This window comes from Halobacteriovorax sp. CON-3, assembly GCF_043196995.1.
GTDB lineage: Bacteria > Bdellovibrionota > Bacteriovoracia > Bacteriovoracales > Bacteriovoracaceae > Halobacteriovorax_A.
Window position 1 is genome coordinate 243,584 of the sequence record NZ_JBEBNA010000001.1, and the last position, 15,638, is coordinate 259,221.

At 37.2% G+C, this 15,638-nt stretch carries 11 protein-coding genes; 8 read left to right on the forward strand and 3 right to left on the reverse strand.

Going from position 1 to position 15,638, the window contains the following annotated elements; translation table 11 throughout:
* Positions 1-9: 9 nt before the first annotated feature.
* On the reverse strand, positions 10-363 hold the full coding sequence (locus tag ABMA72_RS01150; RefSeq protein WP_392860572.1) for a response regulator: 354 nt from the start codon (positions 361-363) through the stop codon (positions 10-12).
* 98 nt (positions 364-461) lie between these two features.
* Positions 462-2,054, reverse strand: coding sequence for a peptide chain release factor 3 (locus ABMA72_RS01155; RefSeq protein WP_392860574.1), 1,593 nt, complete (start codon positions 2,052-2,054; stop codon positions 462-464).
* A gap of 183 nt (positions 2,055-2,237) precedes the next feature.
* On the opposite strand from ABMA72_RS01155, the gene ABMA72_RS01160 reads away from it, so the two are divergent.
* The 8 genes from ABMA72_RS01160 (at position 2,238) to ABMA72_RS01195 (ending at position 12,222) form a co-directional block, all read left to right on the forward strand.
* The gene (locus tag ABMA72_RS01160; RefSeq protein ID WP_392860576.1) at positions 2,238-3,770 is read left to right on the forward strand and encodes an arylsulfatase; all 1,533 of its coding nucleotides are present in this window, start codon (positions 2,238-2,240) and stop codon (positions 3,768-3,770) included.
* Between the two features lie 52 nt (positions 3,771-3,822).
* Complete coding sequence (locus ABMA72_RS01165; protein ID WP_393055534.1) at positions 3,823-4,785, forward strand: AAA family ATPase; 963 nt, start codon at positions 3,823-3,825, stop codon at positions 4,783-4,785.
* A gap of 6 nt (positions 4,786-4,791) precedes the next feature.
* Positions 4,792-5,709, forward strand: coding sequence for a DUF58 domain-containing protein (locus ABMA72_RS01170; RefSeq protein ID WP_393055537.1), 918 nt, complete (start codon positions 4,792-4,794; stop codon positions 5,707-5,709).
* On the forward strand, positions 5,702-6,181 hold the full coding sequence (locus ABMA72_RS01175) for a hypothetical protein (protein WP_392860582.1): 480 nt from the start codon (positions 5,702-5,704) through the stop codon (positions 6,179-6,181). The genes ABMA72_RS01170 and ABMA72_RS01175 overlap by 8 nt, the downstream gene beginning before the upstream one ends.
* Positions 6,174-7,151 carry a VWA domain-containing protein gene (locus ABMA72_RS01180; RefSeq protein ID WP_393055540.1) on the forward strand — a complete coding sequence of 326 codons (978 nt, stop codon included), beginning with the start codon at positions 6,174-6,176 and terminating at the stop codon, positions 7,149-7,151. Before ABMA72_RS01175 ends, ABMA72_RS01180 begins: the two co-directional genes overlap by 8 nt.
* Complete coding sequence (locus tag ABMA72_RS01185; protein ID WP_393055543.1) at positions 7,144-8,742, forward strand: VWA domain-containing protein; 1,599 nt, start codon at positions 7,144-7,146, stop codon at positions 8,740-8,742. Before ABMA72_RS01180 ends, ABMA72_RS01185 begins: the two co-directional genes overlap by 8 nt.
* Positions 8,735-9,988 (forward strand): hypothetical protein, encoded by a 1,254-nt coding sequence (locus tag ABMA72_RS01190; RefSeq protein ID WP_393055546.1) that lies wholly within the window; start codon positions 8,735-8,737, stop codon positions 9,986-9,988. The genes ABMA72_RS01185 and ABMA72_RS01190 overlap by 8 nt, the downstream gene beginning before the upstream one ends.
* A 77-nt stretch (positions 9,989-10,065) precedes the next feature.
* Positions 10,066-12,222 carry an ammonia-forming cytochrome c nitrite reductase subunit c552 gene (locus ABMA72_RS01195; protein WP_393055549.1) on the forward strand — a complete coding sequence of 719 codons (2,157 nt, stop codon included), beginning with the start codon at positions 10,066-10,068 and terminating at the stop codon, positions 12,220-12,222.
* 327 nt (positions 12,223-12,549) lie between these two features.
* On the opposite strand, the gene gcvPB is transcribed toward ABMA72_RS01195, so the two are convergent.
* Positions 12,550-15,600 (reverse strand): aminomethyl-transferring glycine dehydrogenase subunit GcvPB, encoded by a 3,051-nt coding sequence (gene gcvPB / locus ABMA72_RS01200; RefSeq protein WP_393055552.1) that lies wholly within the window; start codon positions 15,598-15,600, stop codon positions 12,550-12,552.
* Positions 15,601-15,638: the final 38 nt, after the last annotated feature.

A 15,638-nucleotide genomic window follows, 5' to 3' on the forward strand; every position in this document is an offset into this window, starting at 1 on the left:
GCCCTTTTTTTATGCTTGTAAATCTTGAATATAATCCATAAAGACTTGATGACGAATTGGCTTATAGAGAATGTCATGAGCACCTAATTCTTTAACTTCATCAAGAGAGACTTCTTGGTGGGCCGTCACAAAAATAAATTTTTTAAAGTCTAGGCCTTCGATAATTAAATTCTTTAAGAAGTCGATACCATTCATCTTAGGCATACGAATATCCGAAAAAATATAATCAAATTTTCCGTTTTTTACTTTTTCAAGAGCTTCTTCACCATTATAAGCGACTTCATAATCGAGACCTATGCGATCAAACATATATTGATAGAGCTCTACTAATTCAACTTCATCTTCGACAAATAAAAACTTCAATCTAAAAATCCTGTTGTGCTGTGCTGTGTTGTCTTAACGACAATACATCATAGTTAATTTTTATTTGTTTATCAAGCAATTTAGTTTGATTAGATTAACTACTTGAAATCATTTGTCTTGAAGAACTCAACATCCTCAAATTTTTCCGTAGCAAGTTTTAAATCCCATTCCGTACGGTAAATAAAGCACGGACGGTCCTTAATATCAAAGGCAATATTAGCACTATAGCGCGAGATGAATTCATCCTTAATCTTATCGCTAGGGAACTTAATCCATCTGATACCATTATATGGGAAGCCTTCGTATTCACCTTTTACATTGTATTCATCTTCAAGACGGCGTTGGACAACCTCAAATTGCAGGGCTCCTACGGCACCAAGAATTTTTTCAGTTGAATTATGACGTCTAAATAGCTGAACTGAACCTTCTTCTGAAAGTTGTTGCAGACCTTTATCAAGTTGCTTTCCTTTCATTGGATCTTTTAGGAGAACTCGTTTGAAAAGCTCTGGAGCAAAGCTTGGAATACCGGTAAATTGCATAATTTCACCTTCTGTGAAAGTGTCTCCAATTTGTAGCTTTCCTGAGTCATGAATACCGATGATATCACCTGGTATTGCGTATTCTGTGATTTCTCTATCTTGTGCTTGAAAGATAAGTGGCGTTGCAATTTTTAACTCTTTGCCAGTTCTTGCTAGAGTAACTTTTTGTCCTCTCTCAAAACGACCTGAACAAACGCGAATAAAGGCAACACGGTCACGGTGTTTCTTATCCATATTGGCCTGAATTTTAAAAACAAAGCCGCTAAATTTTTTCTCACTTGGATCAACTGTACGAGTTTCGCCGTTTTCAATTGGCGCAGTGATAACTTCACGTTTTCCAGGCCCTGGTGCATATCTTGAGAAAGTATCAAGAACTTCTTTAACACCAAAGTTATTAAGTGCTGAACCAAAGTACATTGGTGTCATAATTCCTGCTAGGAACTCTTCTTCGTTAAACTCTGGCATAAGCTCACTGATCATCATGAGGTCTTCTTCAAGTTTTTCTAAAAGGGCCTCGCCGACAAATTCTTTAATATGAGCTGCACTTAAGTCACTAGCATCAATGATATTAGGGCTAAATGGATCTTCAGCGTCTTTAAAGCTCATGATTGTTTTATTTCTAAGATCGTAAACACCCTTAAAGTCGACACCTGAGCCAATTGGCCAAGTCATTGGGACACATTGGATTGAACATGTCTTTTCAACGTCATCAATTAGTTCAAATGGATCAAGAGCATCGCGGTCAAATTTATTACAAAAGGAAACGATAGGTGTGTCACGCATACGACAAACTTCCATTAGTTTCTTTGTCTGTGTCTCAACACCTTTGGCCGAGTCAATCATCATAAGAACACTTTCAACTGCCGTAAGTGTACGATAAGTATCTTCAGAGAAGTCCTTGTGACCTGGAGTGTCGAGAAGGTGCATGGCACGTTCGTTATATGGAAACGACATAACTGATGATGTAATTGAGATACCACGCTCTTTTTCCATCTCCATCCAGTCTGATTTCGCGTAATTACCTTGCTTGCTCTTAACCATACCTACGCTGCGCACAACTTGTCCAAACCATAAAAGCTTTTCTGTCATTGTTGTTTTTCCTGCATCAGGGTGAGAAATAATCGCAAAGGTCGCTCTTTTTAAATCTTCCATTTAATCTGTATCCTAATCTTATAAATTTATGATGCGACACTGTAACACAGTGTGAATAAATTGAATAGCTTACTTCAAATCTTATTTGTTTTTTAAATTTACTTAATTGTGTGTTTTAGGCATACTTTTATCAACAATTTCTTTGTAGAACAGTTAATAAAATTAACAATTTAAGGAGAACTGATGAAAGGTTTTAAATCTTTAATTGGTCTTGTTTGTGTTGGTGCTATTTCATTTAGTGCTCAGGCCGCAAAAAAGCCAAACTTTTTAATTATCTGGGGTGATGATATTGGTGTTGAAAATATCTCGGCCTATAGTCACGGAATTATGGGGTATAAGACTCCAAATATCGACCGCATTGCTAAAGAAGGGATGATGTTCACTGACTACTATGCTGAACAATCATGTACAGCAGGTCGATCTGCTTTTATTACTGGTCAAGCAACTCTAAGAACGGGTCTTTCAAAAGTAGGACTACCTGGTGCAAAAGCAGGTCTGCAGGATCGTGATATTACAATTGCTGAAGTACTAAAGACTCAAGGATATGTGACGGGGCAATTTGGTAAGAATCACCTAGGTGATCGTGACGAATTTCTTCCTACCAGACACGGATTTGATGAATTCTATGGAAACCTTTATCACCTAAATGCTGAAGAAGAGCCAGAAGATCCAGACTATCCAAAAGATAAGGCATTCAAGAAGAAATTTGGGCCACGTGGTGTTCTTCATTCATTTGCCGATGGAAAAGTGAAAGATACTGGTCCACTTACTAAGAAGAGAATGGAAACAGTTGATGAGGATATTGTTAATCGTTCCATTAAATTCATCACAAATGCAGCTAAGAAAAAGAAGCCATTCTTTGTTTGGGTAAACACTACAGGAATGCACTACCGTACTCACCCTCGTCCTGAAGCAAAAGGTCTTTCTGGTCAAGGTGACTATAACGACGTATTTGTTCAGCACGATATGTATGTTGGCCGTTTACTTGATTCTTTAGAAAAGAATAAAGTTAAAGATAATACTTTTGTTATGTACTCAACTGACAATGGTGTCCACTACAATACGTGGCCAGATGCTGGTATCACAAAGTTTAGATCAGAGAAAAATACAAACTGGGAAGGAGCTTACAGAGTTCCTGCTCTTGTTATGTTTCCTGGAAAAATCAAGGCCGGTGAAGTTTCAAATGAAATTGTATCGACTCTTGATTGGATGCCAACAATTGCGACATGGGCCGGTGTTAAAAACTTAAAGAAAGACCTGCTTAAAGGTAAGAGAATTGGTAAGAAGAAAGCTAAGCTTCACCTCGATGGTTATGACTTATCGAGATACCTTGAAGGTAAAGAGAAGAAGTCACCTCGAAAAGAATTTATCTACTTAGATGATCAAGGGGTTCCTGTTGCTGTTCGTATGGGGGATTGGAAAGTCGTCTTCTCTGAGCAAAGAGCAAAGACAATGGCACTTTGGGCAGAGCCTTTTGTTGATCTTCGTGTTTCAAAAGTATTTAACCTACGTCGTGATCCTTATGAAAGAGCAGACCAGAACTCGAATACTTACTGGGATTGGATGCAGTACAAAGCGGCCTATGTTTATATGGCCATGGATGTAACAGCGAAATTTCTTGAAACATTTAAGAAGTATCCTGCAAGTCAAACTGCTGACTCATGGAGTATGAAGGATATTACAAGAAATATTCTTCAGCAAAATAAAAAGAAATAACTCACTTCATATGGCGAACCAAGTGTTCGCCATATTTATTTTTGGAATGATCATGTCTGTTTTAAATGAAGTTCATAATATCCAAGCTCAATTAAATAACCGAATTATTGGTCAGGAAGAGATTATCGAAAAGATTATTCTTGCTGTTCTTTGTAACGGAAATATTCTCCTCGAGGGGAACCCCGGTACTGGTAAAACCACAACTGTTAAACACCTTGCCGCTCTAATAGGCGCCGATTTAGGTCGTATTCAATTTACTCCTGATCTTCTTCCATCTGATGTTGTGGGTTCAGAACTATACTTAACTGATGAGAACGGTAAGGGCCGTTTTGAATTTAGTAAAGGACCTGTGTTTAACAACCTTCTTTTGGCCGATGAAATTAACCGTGCTCCTTCAAAAGTACAATCTGCTCTATTAGAGGCCATGGAAGAGAGACAAGTTACAGTCAATGGTGTGACTCATAAACTACCTCAGCTTTTTATGGTTTTAGCTACGCAAAACCCAATTGAGCAGGACGGTACATATCCACTACCTGAAGCACAATTGGATCGTTTCATATTCAAACTCATTCTAAATTACCCAAGTAAAGAAAATGAGATGAAGATTATGCAACTAATTAGGGAGCAGTATCATGCACCAGAAGTTAGAAGCATTACTAATGAAGAGACAATTTTTTCTGCACGTAATGAAATTCAAAAAATTAAGTCATCTGCATCTATTGATCAGTATATTGTCGATATTGTTGATGCAACAAGAAGTCATGAAAAACTTCCTGCAGAAACTCAAAAGTATCTAACGATGGGGCTAAGTACTAGGACATCACTATCTCTGGATATTGCAGCTAAAGCAAAGGCCTGGCTATCTGGAAGCGAGTTTGTTACTCCAGATCATGTGAGATCGATTATAAAACCGGTACTTAGGCACCGTTTATATATTAGTTATGAGGCAATTGCTGACGGTGTGTCGGCCGATAATATAATTGATCAAATAATCGATTCGGTTGCTATCTTATAAGTAAGAATGAATCAAGAAAACTCGATTTATATTTCCAAGAATTACCTAGTGGATCTTAAGTCTAAGATGGTTCATTTTCGTGCCTTCATTGATCGACCAATTCGCAATAAGTATGTCGGTCGCTTTGCTTCTAAAATCAAGGGGCAGGGTCTGATCTTTGAAGAGATGGATAATTATCGACTTGGAGATGATATAAGAAATATGAATTGGAAACTTAGCCAAAAGCTTGCTAGGCCAATTGTTAAACGATTCACTGAAGATAAGGAGAGACCAGTTTATCTTGTTGTCGATCAGAGCTCGACTATGTTCTTTGGCTCTAATTATAAGATGAAGTCTGTGGTTGCTTGTGAATTAGCAACAATTTCTTATTGGAGTGTGGTGGAGAATCAAGACCCGATTGGCGCATTCATTATTTCTAATGATGGCCATTCATTTATTAAAGCAACTAAGTCGACAAAAAAGTCTATGGCCATTTTAAATGAACTTGAGGTTGCTAATAAGAAACTTGATATTAACTCCTTATCTAATAAAGTAGCATATGTTGAAGGAGCACTTAAGAGGCTTAGGCATGAAGTAAAGCAAAACTCATTAATCATTTTTATTTCAGACTTCTTAGAATTCAACGATGAAGCATATTCTCAGCTAAAAATGCTTGCGAGTAAACATGAGCTGGTTATAGGTCATATTGTTGATCAAAATGAAGAAGAGCTACCTGCCGTTAGTAATTTTGTGATCTCTAATAGTAAGAGTGAAATCTCAATGAATTCTAGAGATCAAAAAATAAGAAAAAAATATAGAGAAAAGTGGGAGGCCCATATTAATAGGCTTCATGAATTATGTCGTAAATTATCATTTCCTATTTTTACGATTAATACTCATGAGGATATTTTTACTCAATTAAAACAGAGGCGTTTTCATGAGTAAGGCCACTGAAACGATTAATCATGAATATTTTGGAAACCTCTCAATTAAAGGGATTAAAGAAATCGAAGGAAGCGTAAAACCTACCGCGATGCTACCTAAGACTTGGGGGTGGCCAGTAATATTTATAATTGTTATTGGCCTTGTTTTCTATTTCATCTACCAAAAACTCATTTACATGAAAAAATATGGGCCTTATATAAGAGTTTATAAGCGCCTAACCAAAGAGGACTCGATCCAAGATATTTATCTTCTTTACAAGAGGATTTCAAAAATAAGTTTTGGTCATCGAATTGATGATCGTTTTCTACTGAACTCTGCTAAGGGAGAGTACACAAAAGCTGAACAGGAAAGTTTAAATAATTATCTCTATCAATCTCAGGCCCTAGACGAAGAATTAGAAGTAAGCTTAAAAAAAAGAATGCTCTCTGATATTGGGCATACGTTAAAAGCACGTGGGAGAGTTCGTGATTAGTTTTGACTATCCTATATTCTTCTTGATTGTACTGCTTCCAATTTTCGTACACTTTCTGATAAGACCATTTCAGATGCGCCAAACTTCAGTGAGGGCATCCTTTTACAATCTTGTTGCTCTAAGTATTGATGATAAACAAGCTACGCAAAATATCAGAAAAAGAAAGCACATACAAAGCTCACTGTTAATTGTGTCTTGGGTTTTGTTCTGTGTTGCTCTTGCAAAGCCTGTGATAAGCGGAAAGGAAATTGTTAAAAATATTTCATCTAAAAGTTTTTATATTGCTCTTGATCTGTCCGGCTCAATGAATTTTCAAGATACACAAAGTGGCCAGACAAGACTTGATGTGGCCAAAAAGAATATCATTAAATTTATTAATGAGAGAGGGGATGATTATCTCGGTCTTATTGTATTCGGTGATTCGGCCTATCTGCAAGCTCCATTATCAAATGATAAAGATTCTCTGGTCTCTCTTGTTCATCAATCTAAAGTTGGTATGGCAGGTCTTAGCACTCATCTCGGTGATGCGATTGGCCTTGGAATAAAGCGTTTTCGTGGCTCTAAAGTTAAAGAGCGTGTTCTTGTTTTACTAACTGATGGTAACGACACAGGTAGTGAAGTTCGCCCAATTGATGCTGCAAAAATTGCTCGCAATGAAAATATTAAGATCTATGTTCTAGGTTATGGAGATCCCAAAACGGTAGGGGAAAATAGTCTTGATACGAATACATTAAAAGAGATTGCTCGTCTTACTAGTGGACGCTTTTACCTACCTAAAGATGAAAAAGAACTTGAACAGGCCTTTAAAGAAATTAACTCGATTGAAGTACAGGAAATGACGACATTAACGTATCAACCCAAGTATGATCTCTTTTATATTCCAATCGTTATTATTTTATTTATTTACTTAATGGCCATTCTTATTATTCTTACTCGTCGCTCGATTTTACAAAGGGCCGCAAATGAATGAGATATTAGTGCAAATACAGGCATTCTTTCTAAGATTCTTTTCAAATATTAGTGACTTTCACTTTATTAGACCTTGGTGGTTACTTCTTTTAATTTTTGTTATTTTATTTTGTCTCTATTACCTTAGAAGTAAGAGGATGGGGGAATTGAATAACTATTTCAGCACTCATATCTTAAATACACTAGTCGTTAAGCAGAAGGGAGACTTTCTAAAAGATCCTCAACTATGGGCGCTAGCACTTGCTACTTTATTTATTATAGCTGCTAGTGGGCCAACTTTTGAAAAAGTTAGAACTTCCTTTGATGAAAATGAATCAAAAACTCTTTTAGTGGTTAACCTATCACAAAGCATGGATGCAATTGATGTGGCCCCTTCTCGTATTGAAAGAGCTAAGCTTAAGGTGATTGATCTTTTAAAACTAAATCAAGGCTCTTTCTTTTCTCTTGTTGTGACAGGAGGCGGCTCTTACGAGATTCTTCCTTTCACAAGGGACTTTAATATATTGGAAAATTTTATCTCGGCCCTTGATACTTCCTTAGTTCCAAACGATCTCTTAAATATTTCCACTCTAAGTGAAGGATTGACGAGGTCATTTTCAAGAGATGGCCAGGGACAAAATTTGATTTTAATTACAGATCAAGTGGATGATCACTCGATTCCGATTTTATCAAAAAAGTTAAATGAATTTGGAGTCAATCTTGTTGTCTACGGAGTCGGAAAAGAAGAAGTTGAATTAGATAGTAATACTTTTAACCCGGCCCTTCTAAAGAAATTAGCGGCAAGTAGTCATGGAGAATTTGTTGAATACACAAATGATAACGGTGATATTACACGAATTAGTGCTTATCTAAAAAAGTATTATCCATTGGATCGTGATAGTGATCTACCATGGCACGATTTAGGTTATTACTTACTCTTTTTCGCACTTATACCGTTTGTGATGTACTTTAGACGTGGATGGATTGCTCTTATTCATTGCTATATTCTCTTTGTTTGTGTGAGTCCCTCAAGTGCAAGAGCAAATATTTTACTTGATCCCTTTATGACTGCTGACCAGCAAGGTCACTTATTCTTTAAATTAGGTAAGTATAAAACGGCCGCTATGGAATATGAGGATCAATATAATAAGGCCGTTTCATATTACTTGGCAGAAGATTTTAAAAATGCACAACTCTATTTTTCACAACTTAGTGATCCCGCTTCAAAATTTGCCAATGCTAACTCTATTGCACATATGGGATATTATCTTTCTGCACAAGTTGAATATGAAAAAATAATCAAAAGTGGTGGGCCCTTTGCGAAAAAGGCCTTGGGAAATGCTGAGATCATGAAAAAACTCGTGGCAGAAATTGATGCGACAAGTTCCGCTCAAAGGGCCGAGGGCGATGAGAAAACGAAACTCTATCGTGAGAAATTTAAAATCTCACGTGGTGCCGAGGTACTCGATACGAAACAACAAGGTAATGGGGAGTCAAAAGAAGTTTTAAATGTTGATTTATGGATGAATAAGGTTCACTCGCCACTTCGTGAATTTATTGCACGAAAAGTCGAAATCATGTCTCATGATGATAAGGAAGTAAGTGATGATTAAATCGATACTCCTCATTTTCTTTTATTTTTTGCTTACTTTTAAAAGTCACATCTATGCTGCTGATCAACTTGAGAGTTATTTGGGTTCTGGTGAGATTTCTTTTAAGTTTTCTACAAGTGATGATCAGAATATTGTACCTAAGCAATTAGTCGTCTTTGATCTTTTGATCAATTATAGAAGAAACTTAGAAGTAAATGTCAGTGTTTTAGATATTCGTTATTCTAGAGGCATTGCAACTCAACAGACGACACGTGAATATTTCCTAAAGACTTCTGGAGACTTTTTACAGAAGTCGCAAAGTATACAAGTCTATCCTAGCTACCCTGGAGGCCAACAGGTTGAAGGAGTAAAGCTTGGTGTTACAATTCGAAATAAAGATACAAATCGTGTAAATCAAGGGGAAGTCTTGATTGATGGCCCTCGGTTTTCAGTTGATGACGTTGAGAAAAATTATGACTTTGTTGCAAGTGATGTCAAAGAAAGTCTAGTTTTACTAAGTGAGGAAACGACAGGACAAGATGCAATTGTCTATGAATATGAAATTGAGGCCAGTGATACAAGTATTGCTCTCATTCCAGAGTTTCGTTTTGAAAAACAAGACGACATCTCTTTCTACTATGACACACTTGAAAAGTCTGATCGTTTTGATCGCGGGAGCGCGAAGTCTATCTTAAGACAGAAGATTACTGTCATCTTTAATCGCGGTGGCAATATAAAACTTATTCCTTCTAAAATTCGTTTTTACGACTTAGATAGTAAGGAAGTTGTTTCAAGTGAGCTTGAAGAGTTAACGATTAAACTCGCAGGCCTCTACTTCTCTAATAAGCTTAAAATGTCGATTGTTACGATTGTTTTTGTGTCCGTATTCATCTTCTATCTGATTCGACTCAATCGAGAGTCGCTTTCTTATTTTTATCAGTCAATTCGCCAAGACTTAGAAAATCGTCGCGCATTAAGAAAAATTATTAATAGACGTGATTCTGTTGGTCTTATTAACTACTTATACCGATTTGCGCACGAAGCCAACGAACTCTCACTGATTTCATTCTTTGAAAAATATGGTATTGATGGGTCTAATATATCTAATGAAGAGGCCATTGTTGGTATCAAACTACTCTATACCGACCTATTTTCAGAGTGTAAGACCTCTGAGGATTATTGGCAGCACTTCAAAAAATTATCGCTAAAGAAGGCCTTTATTACGGCCGACCTTAAGTATGATAATAGAATAAGTGAGCTCAACTAGTGCATTATTTAATTAATCTATTGTTCTTTGTCTTTATAACTTTTTTAGTCTCTTCTTGTTTTTCAAATAAGTTAGAGGTGACAAACTTTGATCCAGGCAAAATTTCATATCAAGAGCTACAAGAGAATAATGATCCTTCTACCTGTTTTAAATGTCACGAAGGTATCTCAACTCTATGGCAGTCTTCTGATCACTTTCATTCCATGAATAAGGTTAGCGAGAAGTCTGTTAAGGGTGACTTTAATAATCAAAGCTTTAAGGCAAATAAGACAAAGTATCGATTTAAAAATAGTAAGGGCCAATATTATATATCAATTGATGGGGTTGATTTCAAAGTCCTCTATACATTTGGTCATTATCCTCTACAACAATATGTTATTGATTATGGAAAACAGGGGAAGTTTCAAGTTGCACCAATTGCGTGGGATATTGAAGCAAAGAAGTGGTTTAATACATTAAGTGAAGTAGAGCGACAAAATCCACATCTGAGGGATTCTTTGAAATGGGACAACCGAGTTAATAATTGGAATAATCGCTGTGCCAGCTGCCATTCTTCTGGCCTTGATAAGGCCTATGAAATCAAGTCTGATACGTATAAGACAAAATATTTGAGCGAAAATATCTCATGCTTCTCATGCCACGGCGATGCCTCAACACACTTAAAATGGGCAAAGATGTCACAAGACGATAGGGATGTGCATCTTACAAATAAAGGTTTTTGGCGTAATCCTTCTCAAGGTTATCAAGAAATTATTCCGGCAAAAGACGGTGGTATGCATACCTATATCTCTCAAGGTGATGCTAATACGACTTGTCTAACATGCCACAGTTTAAGAGAAGATATGACCACTCATGCTGACTTTGCAGGTGATTTCTTTAATCAATTCTCCTTAACAATTGTTAACGATAGTCAGTACCATCTTGATGGCCAACAAAGAGAAGAAGCGTTTGTTGGAGGCTCCTTTCTTCAATCTAAGATGTTTCATAAAGGTGTCAAATGCATCAATTGCCATAATCCTCATAGTGGAAAATTGAAGAAAGAAGGTAACTCTCTATGTCTGCAATGCCACGATTTAAGTTATGATAAATATGATCATCATAAGCATAAAGAGGCGAGTGCAAGTTGTGTTGATTGTCATATGCCTAAGAAAGCCTATATGGGAATTGATATGAGGGCAGACCATAAATTTGTGATTCCTAGACCTGACTACACTCTTAAGTACAATATTCCTAATAGTTGTACTAATTGCCATAGTGATACTTCTAAAGAGAAAATGAACACAATGTTTCAAACGAAATTCCCGAAGCTTAAAACTAAAGATACGCTTCTTGAGATCATTGGTGAAATGAAGAAGGGGAATTTTAATAATAAGAAGGAACTTCTTTCATATATTAATAATGTTGAGATGCCTGAAATGCGCAGAGCATCTGCAATCGTTTTGTTAAGAGAATTTCCTAGTATGAAAAAGAATGACTATGAAACTCTATTAACAAGCGACTCCCTTCTAATCAAGAAGGCCACTCTTGAGTTATTGCTAAATTTTCCAGATATTTCCCAAGTCCAAGATTCAATTGTTAAGATTGTTAAAAGTGGCCCAAAGTCCCTTTCTTTTTCGGCCATTTATTTACTCGCTTCTCATGGCCTCGACTTTAAGAGCTCTATTGGTAAAGAGTTAAGGCCTACCTTGGATGCATATCTTACTTTACTTGAACTCCATAGTGATGCTCCTGATAATATACTTAAGCTTGCAACTCTTTCTCGTTTTGGACTTTTTCCTAAAACTCCTGCTGAGCTTTTAGAAGCCTCGATTAAAAAGTATCCGTATTTTATCCCGGCATATATAAACCTTGCTGATCTTCATCGTTCAATTGGCAACGAGGCACAGACTGCTCATATTCTTAATCAGGCCCTCGTTAAAAGCCCTCAGGACACAAGTGTACTGACGGCCTTGGGGATGCATTACACGAGATTAGGTGATTACCCAAAGGCATTGGATTACTTTAGATCAGCAAGTGAACTCGATAGAGACAATGCTTATTATCACTATCTCTATATTCTTACTTATAAGCAAATTTATGGAGCTAAACAGGCCCTAAGTCAGGCCAAGGCACAAGAATCAAGCTATGAAGGTTCTTTTCTTTATAATCAGTTGTTATTTGCTCTAAGTGTTGAGCTACAGGATGTAGAGAATACGAAATATTATAGCAAGAAAATCAATCGCTTTAGACAGTAACTGAAACAAAAATTACTGTAAGATTAGGCTTGAATCTATTGAAATGTAAGTTTTAATAATGGGACTTATTAGGTCAACAAACTACTTTTGTAATATTTACACGTGCAAAAATGATAGGTTGAAACATCCGAAATCGCGTCGTATAAACCACTCATTAATGTAGCAGGGATTGATGAATAAACATATCGATAAAGTTGTGTTGTTGTTCTTTGTTCCCCAAATTCGTGTTAAATTTCGTGTTGTTGTTATTCTCGAATTATTCGTATGTTTTTCAATCTCTGCTACACCTAATATATATAAAGGCCTGCATTGCAGGCCTTTTTTTTCTTATTGCTTTAATTCTTTGTGCTTATCTTGAATCATCTTTACAACTTCTAGCGTGTCTTTATGACGTAACTTCTTAGGTGAGATTTCATCACTTGGTAGATCCCAAAGCTTATCGAGGTCGCGGTAAAACTTAAGATTCTTATTTGCCCATACTTCATCAACTTTGCTTACTGCTGTAAAGTGTGGAGCGGTTTGAAGAACTTCTGGCGAATCTGAAAGTACGTTCTTGATAGCTACTAGTACATCTGTAAAGTCATCTAATTCTTTCTTTGTAAAAGACTCTGTTGGTTCAATCATAAGTCCAAAGACTTCTGGGAATGCAACAGTCGGTGCATGGAGACCAAAATCAAGGAAGAGCTTTCCAACTTTTGCAATGATTTGGTTCTTTAGTGTTCCTGACTTTTCAATATGAGAAAACATATCATCACTTAATGTGATGATAAACTCGTGCATACGAGGTGTTTCATCTGCCCCATGTGGAAGCATTGGATAAACATCTTTTAACTTTTGGAAAAGGTAGCGCGCACTTAGAACTGCAATTTGTGACATGGCCACAACACCATCTTGGCCAAGGGCCTTTAGATAAGTGTAGGCACGTACTTTGTGAGCAACGTTTCCATCATGACGGTGAAAGTCACCAATACACTTTGGTGCGCGAACTTTCTTATATGTTCCGTCGGCTAATTTTTCAACCTGTGTTCCAGGAATGTAGTCAACGAGTTTACTACTTACCGCAACGATTGCATCTCCTGGGCCCCCTCCACCGTGTGGAATAGTCCAAGTCTTATGAAGGTTGTTGTGGCAAGCATCAACACCAAGTTTTTCAAGTGAAACAATTCCTGCAATAGCATTCATATTAGCACCATCCATGTAAACAAGGCCGTCTACTGAATGGATAAGCTCTGCTACTTCCTTAAAGTTTTCTTCAAAGATACCTGCTGTATTTGGGTTTGTTACCATAATACCAGCAATACGCTCACCGTCAGTTTTAATGATCTCTTTTAATTGCTCAAGATCAATCTGACCTCTTTCATCTGCATCTAAAGTGATGATTCCGACTTGTTTACCATTAACTTTTCCAGGAACAAATCCTGCGACTGCAGCTGTTGCTGGGTTTGTTCCGTGAGCAGAGCGTGGGATAAGAATAACATTCTTCGTATCAGCATTACCTCTGTCTGCATGGTAGGCCTGGAACATTTTGATTCCAACGAGTTCTCCTTGAGCACCAGCTACGGCCTGAGTAACGAGACCTGGAAGCCCTGTAATGGCCTTGAAATCTTCTTGAATATGATAAAGTAGCTCAAGTGTTCCTTGAGTGTACTTATCTTCTAAATCAGGGTGTGCCATTGTAAAGCCAGGAAGTCCTGCTGCCCAGTCATTTACATATGGGTTATATTTCATTGTACATGAACCAAGAGGGTAGATGGCGTCATCCGGAGATACGTTTAAACTTCCACACTTGTCATAGAATGCTTTGACTTCATCAGTTGTGAAATTTGCGATTCCTGGAGCATCCTCTCTTATATAAGTTTGAGGGATCTCTGGCATAAAGAATTCTGATTCACTATTTGCTGCGAAGTTTTCATTGAAGAGTGCAATTAGATTGTCTAGCTCGTCTTGTGTGTGTTGATCACCAAAAGAAACTTTTAAGAGGTTTCCTTCTAGGTTGTGGCGGCCACTAATGTCCTTACCTGCAACAAGCTTATCATTTGAAGCAAGAATATCGCTTACTTTCTTGTCTAGCTTAAGAACAACTTCATTAAAGTATGGAGCATCAAAAGCAAGATCCACACCATCTAGGTGTAAAATATTTGAAAGGAAGTATTGTGTGTTTTGGCGTGCTGTTGCTAGCTTGTCGGCCAATCCTTCATCTCCAAGCGCTAAAAGTGCAGCACCTGCAATTGAAGCAACAAATGATTGGTTTGAGCAGATATTACTTGTGGCCTTCTCACGGCGAATATGTTGCTCACGAGTTGATAGAACCATTGCAAGACATTCTTGGTTGTTCATATCAACTGCATTACCAACGTAGCGTCCAGCAGTTTGGCGAATTTGATTCTTATTAGCATCGTTAAAACGAATTCCGAAAATCCCAAGTCCTGGGCCACCGTAGTTGGCGTCTAGACATAGGTGTTGCCCCTCGCCAACGATCATCGTTGCACCGGCCTTGTCACTTCCGTATTCACTTGGCTTCTTTAAACCACCTTTAGCAAGTAGCACAGGATCAATGATGGCAATTGAGAATACTTCGTTATCACGACATAAGTCAGTTAAGGCATCAACATCTTCTAGTAGTCCAAGTGAGTTTACTTGGCCAAAAGCAAATGTTGCAATTTCTTTATCGGCCTCAAGTAGTTCTTTAACCTTATCAAAATCAGTTAAACCACTTTCTTTATTAATTGGTGCCCAAAGAATTTCAAGCCCAGTGTGAGCAGCATTTGTCTCTAAAACACTTCTGTCTTGTGGATAGATTGCTTCACTTACTAAGACCTTTGTTTTCTTACGTGCTAGGCGTACACCTGTTTTAAGAGCTTCAAAGAGACATGTTGATCTTTCGTAAAGAGAAGCGTTAATTGCTTCAAAACCTGTCAGTGCTGTAATGGCACTTGAATAGATCCAAAGAGTATTTAATGTTCCCTGAGATCTTTCAGGTTGATATGGTGTATAGGCAGTTGTTAGTCCTCTGATATTACAAACGTAAGGAACAATCTCGTGAATCTTAAATTGAGGAAGTCCGTCACCTAAGAAGTTTGTAGGGATTTTATTCTTCTTTGATAATTCATCAAGATTAGTAACAAGTTCGTCATAACTAAGTCCTTCTTTTAGAGGAATCTTCGATGAGAACTTCACATCGTCTTTAATATGAGCGAATAGTTCTTCTAGTGTCGTTAGACCTAGTTCGTTTAACATCTGTTTAATTTCTTCATCACTTGCACTGATATAATTCTTTGCAAGTTCACGATTCAGATCACCAGAGTTTACTTTTAAATTTCTTGGGTCAAAACCAAGTTTCTCAATAGTTGAGTTTGATACGTCTTGTGTGTGTGACATCTGTTCTCCGTGTGTGTTATATCTAGATAAATTAATTC